At 58.6% G+C, this 13113-nt stretch carries 12 protein-coding genes; 11 read left to right on the top strand and 1 reads right to left on the bottom strand.

Translation table 11 applies throughout. The annotated features are described in order from the left end of the window. Positions 1-50 precede the first annotated feature (50 nt). From atpB to ACSQ83_RS08045, 10 genes are all read left to right on the top strand, one after another. Positions 51-902 carry a F0F1 ATP synthase subunit A gene (gene atpB / locus ACSQ83_RS08090; protein WP_414947761.1) on the top strand — a complete coding sequence of 284 codons (852 nt, stop codon included), beginning with the start codon at positions 51-53 and terminating at the stop codon, positions 900-902. A 180-nt stretch (positions 903-1082) separates the two neighbouring features. Beyond that, positions 1083-1355, top strand: coding sequence for a F0F1 ATP synthase subunit C (atpE, locus tag ACSQ83_RS08085; protein WP_031364235.1), 273 nt, complete (start codon positions 1083-1085; stop codon positions 1353-1355). Between the two features lie 137 nt (positions 1356-1492). Beyond that, positions 1493-1963 carry a F0F1 ATP synthase subunit B gene (locus ACSQ83_RS08080; protein WP_414947762.1) on the top strand — a complete coding sequence of 157 codons (471 nt, stop codon included), beginning with the start codon at positions 1493-1495 and terminating at the stop codon, positions 1961-1963. Positions 1964-1965: 2 nt separating this feature from the next. Then, on the top strand, positions 1966-2505 hold the full coding sequence (locus ACSQ83_RS08075) for a F0F1 ATP synthase subunit delta (RefSeq protein WP_089159755.1): 540 nt from the start codon (positions 1966-1968) through the stop codon (positions 2503-2505). Between the two features lie 47 nt (positions 2506-2552). After that, complete coding sequence (gene atpA / locus ACSQ83_RS08070; RefSeq protein WP_414947763.1) at positions 2553-4094, top strand: F0F1 ATP synthase subunit alpha; 1542 nt, start codon at positions 2553-2555, stop codon at positions 4092-4094. 184 nt (positions 4095-4278) lie between these two features. Further along, positions 4279-5181 carry a F0F1 ATP synthase subunit gamma gene (gene atpG / locus ACSQ83_RS08065; RefSeq protein WP_414947764.1) on the top strand — a complete coding sequence of 301 codons (903 nt, stop codon included), beginning with the start codon at positions 4279-4281 and terminating at the stop codon, positions 5179-5181. A gap of 67 nt (positions 5182-5248) precedes the next feature. Continuing rightward, entirely contained in the window at positions 5249-6643 is a 1395-nt protein-coding gene (atpD, locus tag ACSQ83_RS08060) for a F0F1 ATP synthase subunit beta (RefSeq protein ID WP_031364240.1), read from the top strand. 49 nt (positions 6644-6692) lie between these two features. After that, the gene (locus ACSQ83_RS08055; RefSeq protein WP_089159751.1) at positions 6693-7118 is read left to right on the top strand and encodes a F0F1 ATP synthase subunit epsilon; all 426 of its coding nucleotides are present in this window, start codon (positions 6693-6695) and stop codon (positions 7116-7118) included. Positions 7119-7377: 259 nt separating this feature from the next. Beyond that, the gene (locus ACSQ83_RS08050) at positions 7378-9108 is read left to right on the top strand and encodes an AMP-binding protein (RefSeq protein WP_436227779.1); all 1731 of its coding nucleotides are present in this window, start codon (positions 7378-7380) and stop codon (positions 9106-9108) included. A 557-nt stretch (positions 9109-9665) separates the two neighbouring features. Next, a complete protein-coding gene (locus tag ACSQ83_RS08045; RefSeq protein ID WP_436227778.1) occupies positions 9666-10613 on the top strand; it encodes an alpha/beta hydrolase fold domain-containing protein in 948 nt (315 codons plus the stop codon). A gap of 130 nt (positions 10614-10743) precedes the next feature. Here ACSQ83_RS08045 and ACSQ83_RS08040 read toward each other — a convergent pair whose 3' ends face one another. Beyond that, positions 10744-11517 carry a transporter substrate-binding domain-containing protein gene (locus ACSQ83_RS08040; RefSeq protein ID WP_436227908.1) on the bottom strand — a complete coding sequence of 258 codons (774 nt, stop codon included), beginning with the start codon at positions 11515-11517 and terminating at the stop codon, positions 10744-10746. A 249-nt stretch (positions 11518-11766) separates the two neighbouring features. On the opposite strand from ACSQ83_RS08040, the gene hemE reads away from it, so the two are divergent. Further along, positions 11767-12855: a uroporphyrinogen decarboxylase gene (gene hemE / locus ACSQ83_RS08035; RefSeq protein WP_436227777.1), complete on the top strand. Its 1089-nt coding sequence runs from the start codon at positions 11767-11769 to the stop codon at positions 12853-12855. Positions 12856-13113: the final 258 nt, after the last annotated feature.

The raw sequence follows: 13113 nt of genomic DNA, 5'->3' as shown, positions 1-13113 counted from the left end.
GATCACGCGGGCGGCGGAAGATTTTCGACAATTTGGGTGGCTTTAAAGTTATGGCAGCTAGCGAAGGAACGCACGCGATGGATCCGTCGGAGTACATCGCGCACCACTTGCAGAATCTTTCCACTTCGCAACAGACGTCGATTTTCGACATCCATGTCTGGAATCTCGACACGTTGTTCTGGTCGATTCTTTGCGGCGTCGTCACGATCATCATTCTCGGTCTGGCTGCGCGTAAGGCGACATCCGGCGTGCCAGGCCGCTTCCAGTGCGCGATCGAAATGCTGGTCGAGATGGTGGAAGACCAGTCGAAGTCGATGGTCCACGGCAGCCGCCGTTTCATCGCCCCGCTCGCCCTTACGGTGTTCGTATGGGTCGCGCTCATGAATTCGCTCGACTTCATCCCGGTAGACTTGCCCACGCGCGTAATCGGCTGGCTGGGTTTGTCGGAGACGTTCCCGCATATGCGCATTGTCCCGACCGCTGACCTGAACGGCACGCTGGGCATTGCTATCGGCGTGTTCGTGCTGATGATTTACTACAACTTCAAGATCAAGGGCGCCGGCGGCTTCGTGCACGAACTGCTGTCCGCTCCGTTCGGCGCGCATCCGCTGCTGTGGATCCCGAACCTTGCACTCAACATCATCGAGTTCGTCGCCAAGACGGTTTCCCTCGGCATGCGGCTGTTCGGCAACATGTATGCAGGCGAACTGTTGTTCCTGCTGATCGCACTGCTCGGCAGCATGTGGCACTTCGGCGCGGACGCCTCCGTGCTCGGCTTCTTGGGCCACGTGGTTGCAGGAACGGTTTGGGCGATCTTCCACATTCTGATCGTGCTGCTGCAGGCGTTTATTTTCATGATGCTGACACTGGTGTATCTCGGCCAGGCACATGATTCGCACTAAGCACGCGATAACGTACTCAGTATCGCAATCAGGCAGCAGGGAAGGGTCACAGTAGTTCGGCAAAACGCTGCAGAACACCGCAGCGAAAGAACGTAACAGCGACCAAAAGTCAGCAAAATCGTATCGAGTTTCAATTTTTTATAAATCTAAGTTCCAAAGTCTTTTCACATAGGAGTAGTCATGAACGCTTTCATCGCCAACATCCAGGGTCTGACCGCCATCGGTATCGGCATCATCATCGGCCTGGGTGCAATCGGCGCCTGTATCGGTATCGGCCTGATGGGCGGCAAGTACATTGAAGCGTGCGCTCGCCAGCCGGAACTGATGAACCCGCTGCAAACCAAGATGTTCCTCTTGGCTGGTCTGATCGACGCGGCGTTCCTGATTGGCGTTGGTGTGGCAATGCTGTTTGCGTTCGCGAACCCGCTGCTGTCGAAGCTCGTCGCAGGCTGAGGTTCCTCGGAAGTGTGCGCTCGGGCTTTCAAGCTACGGGCGCAGGACGGAACGTGCAACGGCGCTTAATCGATGCAACCCTCGATCAGGCGCCTTGCCGTTTCACTCTCCGGATTAGCAACGTTTAAGGAAACACCGTGAATCTCAACGCAACCCTGTTTGCGCAAATGGTCGTGTTTCTGATCCTCGCGTGGTTCACGATGAAGTTCGTGTGGCCGCCGTTGATCAACGCCCTGGATGAGCGCTCGAAGAAGATCGCCGACGGCTTGTCAGCCGCCGAAAAGGGCAAGGCCGAACTCGAAGCCGCACATAAGCGCGTCGACCAGGAACTCGCGCAAGCCCGTAACGACGGCCAGCAGCGTATTGCGGATGCTGAAAAGCGCGCAGTCGCAGTCGCCGACGAAATCAAGGCTAACGCCCAGGCCGAAGCCGCGCGCATCATTGCGCAAGCGAAGGCTGATGCAGAACAGCAAGTCGTCAAAGCGCGCGAAGCATTGCGCGGCGAAGTCGCGGCATTGGCCGTGAAGGGCGCCGAGCAGATCCTGAAGCGCGAAGTCGATCAATCGGCTCACGCCGAGATGCTGAATCAACTCAAAGCCGAGCTCTGATCATGGCCGAACTTGCAACCATCGCACGACCCTACGCGGAAGCCGTATTCCGCGTGGCCGAAGCGGGTGAGCTCGCCGCCTGGTCCGACTTCGTCGAGGAGCTGGCTCAGGTTGCGCGTTTGCCTGAAGTGCTGTCCATCGCGACGAGCCCGAAAGTGAGCCGCGATCAGGTCAGCGAGCTGTTGTTGTCGGCGGTGAAATCGCCGCTCGCGCAGCAACCCGAGGCCAAGAACCTGGTGCGGATGCTGGTGGACAACCATCGGTTGACGCTGATGCCGGAAATTGCCGTGCAGTTCGACGAGCTGAAGAATTCCCGCGAAGGTGCGGCCGATGCGCTGATTGTCAGCGCATTTCCGCTGGAAGGCGCACAGTTGACCGACCTTGTCGCGAATCTCGAACGCAAGTTTCATTGCAAGCTGAAACCTACTGTTGAAGTCGATAAGTCGCTGATTGGCGGTGTTCGCGTGACGGTAGGCGACGAAGTACTCGATACCTCGGTCCGCGCGCGCCTTGCCAGCATGCAGACGGCGCTGTCCGCCTGACGCGCTTTGCGCCGGCGCGGTTAAGAATTGACTATCAGGAGTGACTAATGCAACTCAATCCCTCTGAGATCAGCGAGCTGATCAAGAGCCGGATCCAGGGTCTGGAAGCGAGCGCAGATGTTCGCAACCAAGGCACTGTGATTTCCGTGACCGACGGTATCGTGCGTATTCACGGTTTGTCGGACGTGATGCAGGGCGAAATGCTCGAATTCCCGGGTAACACCTTCGGCCTCGCGCTGAACCTCGAGCGCGATTCGGTCGGCGCCGTGATTTTGGGCGAATACGAACACATTTCGGAAGGCGACATCGTCAAGACGACGGGCCGTATTCTCGAAGTGCCGGTAGGTCCGGAACTGCTCGGCCGTGTGGTCGATGCACTGGGCGTGCCTATCGACGGCAAGGGTCCGGTCAACGCAAAGATGACCGACGCTGTCGAAAAGATTGCACCGGGCGTGATTTGGCGTAAGTCGGTTTCCGAGCCGGTTCAAACGGGTCTGAAGTCCATCGACGCCATGGTGCCGGTTGGCCGTGGCCAGCGCGAGCTGATCATTGGCGACCGCCAGTGCGGCAAGACCGCTGTCGCCATTGACGCGATCATCAACCAGAAGGGCAAGAACCTCTTCTGTATCTACGTTGCGATCGGCCAGAAAGCTTCGTCGATCATGAACGTGGTGCGCAAGCTGGAAGAAAGCGGCGCGATGGAATACACGGTCGTGGTCGCGGCTTCGGCTTCGGAATCGGCTGCGATGCAATACCTCGCACCGTACGCGGGCTGCACGATGGGCGAATACTTCCGCGATCGCGGTCAAGACGCGCTGATCGTGTATGACGATTTGACCAAGCAAGCATGGGCGTATCGTCAGATTTCGCTGTTGCTGCGCCGTCCGCCGGGTCGTGAAGCGTATCCGGGCGACGTGTTCTATCTGCACTCGCGTTTGCTGGAACGTGCTGCTCGCGTGTCGGAAGACTACGTTGAGAAGTTCACGAACGGCGAAGTGAAGGGCAAGAGCGGTTCGCTGACGGCACTCCCGGTCATTGAAACGCAAGCTGGCGACGTGACCGCATTCGTTCCGACGAACGTGATCTCGATTACCGACGGCCAGATCTTCCTGGAAACCGACTTGTTCAACGCCGGTATTCGTCCTGCTATTAACGCAGGCGTGTCCGTGTCGCGAGTGGGTGGTGCAGCGCAGACCAAGGTCATCAAGAAGCTGTCCGGCGGTATTCGTACCGACTTGGCGCAGTATCGTGAATTGGCCGCGTTCTCGCAGTTTGCATCGGACCTGGACGAAGCGACGCGTAAGCAACTGGAGCGCGGCCGCCGCGTGACAGAACTGCTGAAGCAGCCGCAGTATCAGCCGCTGCAGGTTTGGGAACTGGCGATCGCGCTGTTTGCCGCGAACAACGGTTACCTCGACGATCTCGAAGTGGCTCAGGTGCTGCCGTTTGAAAAGGGTCTCCGCGACTTCTTGAAGACGAAGCACACGGACATGATCAATCGCATCGAACAGAACAAAGACTTGTCGAAGGACGACGAAGGCGCATTGCATGCCGCGCTGAAGGACTTCAAGAAGTCGGGCGCTTACTGATCCTCGTATTGATCGAACTTCGAAGCGGTGCGGGCCGCTTTTAGAGCCAACGAAGCATCCCGCACCACTTCGATAGCTTTGCATGGGCCCCGAGTAACGCTCACGCGCTAACTCGGGCCGACCGCGAAGCATGGGAACCGAGTAAGCGCCGAAGCGCTAACTCGGATCGACAAAGGAGTAAGCAATGGCTGGAATGAAGGAAATCCGCGGCAAGATCAAGAGCGTGCAAAACACGCGCAAGATCACCAAGGCGATGGAAATGGTGGCTGCGTCGAAGATGCGCCGCGCGCAGGAGCGCATGCGCGCTGCTCGCCCGTATGCCGACAAGATCCGCGACGTCGCAGCTCACATGAGCGCTGCCACGCCTGAGTATCGCCATCCGTTCATGGTTGAGAACAAGGGCGCGAAAGCGGCCGGCATCATCCTCGTCACGACCGATAAAGGTCTGTGCGGCGGCATGAACACGAACATCCTTCGCGCGGCGCTCCTGAAGTTCAAGGAGCTCGAGCAGAAAGGTCAGACGGTCGAAGCGTCGGCGATCGGCAGCAAGGGTCTGGGCTTCCTGAACCGGTTGAAGGCCAAGACCGTGTCGCAAGTCACGCATCTGGGCGACACGCCGCATCTGGAAAAGCTGATCGGCGCGATCAAGGTTCAGCTCGACCTGTATTCGGAAGGCAAGATCAGCGCGGTTTATCTGGCGTTCACGCGCTTCATCAACACGATGAAGCAGGAAGCCGTGATCGAACAATTGCTGCCTTTGTCGGCAAGCGATTTCGCGCGCAAGGACGGCCTCGATAAAGACAGCGAACCGGTCACGCCGAAGACATCGTGGGATTACATCTACGAGCCGGATGCGCAGACCGTTGTCGACGAATTGCTCGTGCGGTATGTCGAAGCGCTTGTGTATCAGGCAGTGGCGGAAAACATGGCATCGGAGCAATCGGCTCGCATGGTCGCCATGAAGGCCGCGTCGGATAACGCGAAGACCGTGATCGGTGAATTGCAGCTCGTGTACAACAAGAGCCGGCAAGCAGCGATTACGAAGGAATTGTCAGAAATCGTCGGTGGCGCTGCAGCGGTCGGTTGATCGCGGGTGTCGAATCGAACTGCGCCTGTCGCGCGAGTGAAGAATTCAAGTATCTAAAGGAAATGCGATGAGTACTACTGCTTTGGTAGAAGGCAAGATCGTACAGTGCATCGGCGCGGTTATCGACGTGGAATTCCCGCGTTCCGACATGCCGAAAATCTACGACGCGCTCGTTTTGGAAGGGTCGGAACTGACGCTTGAAGTTCAGCAACAGCTGGGCGACGGCGTGGTCCGTACCATTTGCCTGGGTGCATCGGATGGATTGCGGCGCGGTACGGTCGTGAAGAACACGGGTAAGCCGATCAGCGTGCCCGTCGGCAAGCCGACGCTTGGCCGGATCATGGACGTGCTGGGTCGTCCAATCGACGAAGCCGGCCCGATCAACTCGGACGTGACGCGCGGGATTCACCAGAAGGCGCCGAAGTTCGAAGATCTGTCGCCGTCGACCGAACTGCTCGAAACCGGCATCAAGGTGATTGACTTGATCTGCCCGTTCGCCAAGGGCGGTAAGGTTGGTCTGTTCGGTGGCGCCGGTGTGGGCAAGACCGTGAACATGATGGAACTGATCAACAACATCGCTAAAGAGCACGGTGGTTACTCCGTGTTCGCCGGTGTTGGCGAGCGTACCCGCGAAGGGAACGACTTCTATCATGAAATGAAGGATTCGAACGTTCTGGACAAGGTCGCGCTGGTGTACGGCCAGATGAACGAGCCGCCGGGCAACCGTCTGCGCGTGGCGCTGACCGGCCTGACGATGGCCGAGCATTTCCGCGACGAAGGTCTGGACGTGCTGTTCTTCGTGGACAACATCTACCGTTTCACGCTGGCTGGTACGGAAGTGTCGGCTCTGCTGGGACGTATGCCGTCGGCAGTGGGCTATCAGCCTACGCTGGCTGAAGAAATGGGCCGTCTGCAAGAACGGATCACGTCGACGAAAACCGGTTCGATCACGTCAGTGCAAGCCGTGTACGTTCCTGCCGATGACTTGACCGACCCGTCGCCGGCGACCACGTTTGGTCACCTGGACGCAACCGTCGTGTTGTCGCGTGACATTGCTTCGCTGGGTATTTATCCGGCTGTGGACCCGCTCGATTCGACCTCGCGTCAGATCGACCCGAACGTGATTGGCGAAGAGCACTACGCCATCACGCGCGGCGTGCAGCAAACGCTGCAGCGCTACAAGGAATTGCGCGACATTATCGCGATTCTGGGCATGGACGAACTCGCGCCGGAAGACAAGCTCGCCGTTGCGCGCGCTCGTAAGATCCAGCGTTTCCTGTCGCAGCCGTTCCACGTCGCGGAAGTCTTCACGGGCTCGCCGGGCAAGTACGTGCCGCTGAAGGAAACCATCCGCGGCTTCAAGATGATCGTGGAAGGCGAATGCGATCATCTGCCGGAGCAGGCGTTCTACATGGTCGGCACAATCGACGAAGCCTTCGAAAAGGCCAAGAAGATTCAATAAGGATGGCCGGGCGCGGAAGTTGTAGAAACCGCGCCCTATTGGAGTCGATATGGCAACTATTCAAGTAGACGTCGTCAGCGCGGAAGAGCAGATCTTCTCGGGCCGGGCGAAGTTCGTCGCATTGCCGGGCGAAGCGGGTGAACTCGGCATTTTGCCGGGTCACACGCCGCTCATCACGCGGATTCGTCCGGGTGCTGTGCGTATCGAAGCGGAGAACGGCGACGAAGAGTTCGTGTTCGTTGCAGGCGGGATTCTCGAGATTCAACCGGGCGTGGTGACGGTTCTTGCCGATACCGCGATCCGTGGTGCGGATCTCGACGAAGCGAAGGCGCTCGAAGCGAAGAAGCGCGCTGAAGAAGCGTTGCAGAACACGGGTTCGAACCTCGAGTACGCGACCGCGCAAGCGGAGTTGGCGTATGCGACGGCTCAGATCGCGGCGATTCAGCGGCTGCGGAAGCTTCGCGGTAATCACTAAGCGTTTCGCGAGTCTGGCGAGATGAAAAAGCAGCCTTCGGGCTGCTTTTTTTATGGGTGTTCAGGACCGCGATCCAAGCGCCCATGACCTGGGCGCTTGCGCGCAAAACTGCACAACGAACATGCGTTGATCCTCGCGGTTTTGCGGGTAACACTCAATGCCCTAGCGTTCCCTGGCGATGCACAATCAGGCTTCCGAATCGCTTTCAGGGCGCTTCATCGTTGTCTCATTGCGCCGTCCCACGGAGGAGCTCTTCGATATGCCTACCCAACCGATCCATACCGGGCCGCAGATCGAACCACGCGACGGTGTGTCGTACGTTCGCGGCTCGACGGATATGCCGCTGAGCGATGCCACCGTGTCTCGCTTTCTCCGCGATACGACCGCGAAATTTCCCGACCGTCCCGCGGTGATCTTCCGCGAGCAAAACATCCGTTGGACCTGGCGGCAGTTCGCCGATGAAGTCGATGTCCTCGCGTCGGGTTTGCTCATGCTTGGCGTTGCCGCCGGCGACCGCGTGGGCATTTGGTCGCCGAATCGCGCCGAGTGGTTGCTGACGCAATTTGCCACCGCGCGGATTGGCGCGATCCTGGTGAACATCAACCCGGCGTATCGGCTGGCGGAGCTCGAGTACGCGTTGAACAAGGTCGGCTGCAAGGCGCTGATCGCAGCGGAACAGTTCAAGACATCGAAGTATCTGGAGATGCTGCAAGCGTTAGCGCCGGAGCTTGCCACCGCCGAATCGGGCGCGCTCAACGCGGCGCGCTTTCCCGATCTGAAAGCCGTGATCCGGATGGGCGAGGGCGCGACGCCCGGCATGCTGCGTTTCCCCGACGTTATGTCGCACGGCCGCGATGCGCTCAACACAGCACAACTCGATGCGCTGGAGTCGACGCTCACACACCACGATCCGATCAATATCCAGTTCACGAGCGGGACCACCGGCAACCCCAAGGGCGCCACGCTTACTCATCACAACGTGGTGAACAACGGCCGTTACATCGCGCACTCGATGTTGCTCACCGAGCAGGACTCGCTGTGCATTCCCGTGCCGCTATATCACTGCTTCGGCATGGTGCTGGCGGCTCTCGCTTGCGTATCGGTGGGCGCGGCCATGGTATTCCCCGGCGAAGCGTTCGATCCCGCCGCGACGCTCGCTGCAGTCGATGAAGAACGCTGCACCGCGTTGCACGGCGTGCCGACGATGTTCATCGCGGAACTCGATCTCCCGAACTTCGATAAATACGACCTGAGCCGGTTGCGCACCGGCATCATGGCGGGTTCGCCGTGCCCTATCGAAACGATGAAGAAGGTGGTTTCGCAGATGCACTTGCGCGAAATCACGATCGCGTACGGAATGACGGAAACGAGTCCCGTGTCGTTCCAAAGCTCGACCACCGATCCCCTCGATAAACGCACCACGACGGTCGGTCAAATCCAGCCGCATCTCGAGGTAAAGCTGGTCGATCCACTCGGCGAAATTGTCCCGGTTGGCGAAACGGGCGAGCTTTGCACGCGCGGATATTCGGTAATGAAAGGATATTGGGGCGACGAAGAAAAAACACGCGAAGCGATTATCGACGGCTGGATGCATACCGGCGATCTGGCCACCCTCGATGCCGACGGTTATTGCAATATCGTCGGACGATTAAAAGACATGCTGATTCGCGGCGGCGAAAACATTTATCCGCGCGAGATCGAGGAATTCCTGTTCCGGCATCCAAAGATTCAATCGGCCCAGGTATTCGGTGTACCCGATATTAAATACGGCGAAGAAGTATGCGCATGGATTGTTCTGCGTCCAGGTGAGCATGCGAGCGCGGATGACATTCGCGGATTCTGTCAGGGACAGATAGCGCACTACAAGATTCCACGGCATATCCGCTTTGTAGACGAATTGCCGATGACAGTTACCGGCAAGGTCCAGAAGTTCATCATGCGGGCGAAGATGATTGAGGAGTTGCAGCTATCGGAGGCTAAAACGGCGTAAGTATCCGGCAATTACTTGGATCTACAAATGAAAACGGCTGCCTGAGATAATCGCGGCAGCCATTTAACTCTTTACGCAAACGTTTGTCCAGGCGAAAAAAAAGCGGGCCTGGAGCCCGCTAAAAACCACACGCTACGGGGTTAGCGCGAGGAGACCAAGGGTGGGACCAGCCAGTAAAATTTCACCGGCTAACGACCCCAACAAACATGTCCCCGAAGCGGGGATTCGGCGCACATGCCGACCGTCGAATGCAACTTGGCGTTGTAGTTGACCAACGCTGCACCCGATCACATCCGTGTTGAGACCGTTGAAGTGATTGTGGGCGAATAATCGGGGCATCACCGTAACAAAGTGTTTCAGGTTGTAACCCTTGATGCGCAAGGCTCAGCGTTTATTCTGTCCAAATTTTGTCGATTATGGTGATCTACAAGTCGATATTTCGGCCCATTTTAGAAATGCTTGCGCTGCCAAGCGCGAGTCGTAGATTTTAAGGACAATCAAAATTCGTCGACCCAACTGGTCGACAAATTGCACCGAACCGCACTGGAGACATCCGCATGACCATCGACGCAGACCTTCTCGCCTATTACGCCAAGGTTGCCGCAGCCTTCCCCCTTCTGCCGCCCGATGCCGATCCATTGACCATGCGGCGCCGGTTTCAGGATGTCGCGCGTGAATTTGCAGGGCCGCGGCCGACGGGCGTTGACGTTGAGACCACGCTCTTGCCGCTTCAAGGACGCGCGCTGCGGGCGCGGGTTTATCGGCCGGCAGGGGCCAGGAAGCCGCTGCCTCTCGTGGTCTATTTTCACGGCGGCGGCTGGGTGGTCGGGGACCTGGACACCCACGACCTGATGGTCGCGCAATTCGCCCAGGACTCGCAAAGCGCGGTCGTGAGCGTGGATTACCGCATGGCGCCGGAGCATCCCTTCCCCGCGCCAGTCGATGATGCACTCGATGCACTCCTGTGGCTCGCCGAACATCGTTCGCGCCTTGGCTTCGCGACCGATCGGCTAGGCGTGGCGGGCGACAGCGCCGGCGGCCACCTTGCCGCCGTGGCTGCGCGGGCTGCGAATGATCGCGTGGCGGGTCTGGTGACGGCGCAATTGTTGATTTATCCCGTGGCGCGCTGCCGCTTCGAGGGCGGCAGTTTTACGGCCAACGCGGAAGGGCCGGGCCTGACCACCGAAGAAATGCGTTTTTACTGGGCTCAATTCCTGACGGCCGAACCGCCTGCCGACGACGACGTGCGCGCTTTCCCGCTCGCGCAATCCTACGATCGGACGCCGGCGCGGGCATTGATCGTTGCTGCTGCCTACGATCCGCTTTACGACGACGCTCACGAAATGGCGCGTTTTCTGGAAGCGAATGGCGGCCGCACCGAGGTCATTAACGCGCACGACATGACGCACGGGTTCGGGCGGATTCAGGCGCATTCGAAAGCGGCGGCGGCATGGATGAAAAAAACGTCGGAACGTTTCGGTGAACTGTTACATGCACAGCGTTGACTTTTCGATGTCGAGCGCCATTTGCTTACGTAAGGTTTACGTAGAATTGTCAATTCGCCATGTAACAGGCGCGTTAGCGTTGTGCGAAAAGTTGTGCAAAAAGGCGGCCTCACTTCGGCCGCCTTTTTATTTATTTCAGCCATTTATCGAGTACGGCCTGAAATTCGCCCGTCGAGCGCGACAGGTGCAGCCATTGATCGACGTATTGCTGGAAGACCACATCGCCGCGCGGCAGCAGATACGCCTTTTCCCCGAACTGGAACGGTTTGTCCGGATGAACCGAGCACAAGCCTGGATTCAGCTTTTGCTGAAGCAGGGTTTCGGAGGCATCGGTGACCATCACGTCGGCTTGGCCATCGAGGATTTGCTTGAAGATGGTCACATTGTCGGGGTACTCGATCAATTGCGAATGCGTGAAGAACTGCTTCGCGAATTTCTCGTTCGTGCCACCCGGATTCACGATGGTGCGTACGCCCGGTTGATCGATTTGCGCGACGGTCTGATATTTATCGACGTCGGCGCAACGGACGATGGGCGTCTTGCCGTCGACCATATAGGGCTGGGTGAAGAACGCGCGTTTCTGGCGTTCGAGCGAGGTCGACACCCCGCCGACCGCGATGTCGCATTTCGCGACGAAATCGGTCATCAGGTTCGACCACGACGTCTTGATGAACTCGGCCTTGACGTTCATCGACTGGGCGAGGTTTTGCGCGGCGTCGATGTCGATGCCTTCGAACTGGCCGTCCGGCTTCAGGAACGAGTACGGTTTGTAGTCGCCCGTCGTGCAGATACGCAGCGTGCCGCGTGCGAGGATTTCGTCGAGTCTCGATGAGGCGAGCGGGGCCGCTGGCGCGCTGGCGGGCAACTTCGCGCTGGGAGCGGCGGTGATGCTGCCGGCTTGCATGGTCTGCGCCTGCGCGCTGATGACAAAGCCAAAGCCAAAGCCGAGGCCGAGTAGCAGGGCACAAACGCCCGTGCGAAAGACACCGCAACCAGAGGCAAGAATTTTCATCGACACTCCCGGAAAGATTATTTCAGCCGCCGATGATATCGAAGGGAATCATCGTTGGCACCTGCCGCAAATCCCGAATCGCCGAGTACGAACGCAAACCCCTGTCCGGTAGAATGCCCTTTTGCCTACGCTCCAAGACACGTGCCTTCCACACTCCTGAACGACACCTTCCTGCGCGCGCTGCAGCGCCAGCCGACCGACTACACGCCGATCTGGCTGATGCGTCAGGCGGGGCGTTACCTGCCCGAGTACAACGCCACGCGTTCGCGCGCCGGCAGTTTCATGGGCTTGGCGACCAATCCGGATTACGCAACGGAAGTCACGCTCCAGCCGTTGGAACGTTTCCCGCTCGATGCCGCCATCCTGTTTTCGGACATCCTGACCATCCCTGATGCAATGGGCCTCGGCCTGACTTTCGTCCAGGGCGAAGGTCCGCGATTCGAACGCACGGTGCGCACGGAAGAGGACGTCGCGAAGCTGCGTGTGCCGGATATGGACACCACGCTGGGTTACGTGACCGACGCGGTATCGCAAATCCGCCGCGCGCTGACTGACGCCCAAGGCCGCCAGAAAGTACCGCTGATCGGCTTCTCGGGCAGCCCGTGGACGCTCGCGTGCTACATGGTCGAAGGCGCTGGATCGCCCGATCACCATACGGTCAAGGCCATGGCCTACACGCGGCCGGACCTGATGCATCGGATCCTCGATATCAACGCGCAAGCGGTTGTCGCTTATCTGAATGCGCAGATCGAAGCGGGCGCGCAAGCCGTGATGATCTTCGATACCTGGGGCGGCGCTCTGGCCGACGGCGCGTATCAGCGCTTCTCGCTCGACTACATCGCGAAGGTCGTCGCGGGATTGAAGCGCGAGCACGATGGCGTCAAAGTGCCGGTCATCACGTTCACGAAGGGCGGCGGTTTGTGGCTGGAACAGATTGCGGCCATTGGCGTGGACGCGGTCGGACTCGACTGGACCGTGAACCTGCGCCAGGCGCGCGAAAAAGTGGGCGATCGGGTGGCGCTCCAGGGCAACATCGATCCATCGGTGCTGTTTGCGTCGCCGGCCGTGATCCGCACCGAGGCGCGCGCGGTGCTCGATAGCTTCGGTAACTTTCCCGGCCATGTCTTCAACCTCGGTCACGGGATTTCGCAATTCACGCGTCCCGAGAACGTGGCGGAGCTCGTTGATGAAGTGCATCGGCATAGTCGCGCCATTCGTTCAAAGAACTGAAGTTTGGTCAAAAAAGATTGCTGCGATGCGTCATGAAAAGCTTACGTCAAACGTTTGACTGATTAGACAAAAGTGCCGCGAAATGCCCGTAGATTGGCCGTTCCGCCAATGTCAAGAGTTGACTTATGCACATTTTGTACGTTGCGGCGCGCCATCTTCAAATCAGACCTAAGTGCCCTTAAGAAGGCATGTTTGGTGTCTTCAAATACATGATTAATAAGAGAAATTTGAGACCAACCCGAAATGTGGGCTATCGCA

It is taken from the genome of Caballeronia sp. LjRoot29 (assembly GCF_964252755.1).
Classification (GTDB): domain Bacteria; phylum Pseudomonadota; class Gammaproteobacteria; order Burkholderiales; family Burkholderiaceae; genus Caballeronia.
This window is presented reverse-complemented; position numbering and strand designations above follow the sequence as displayed.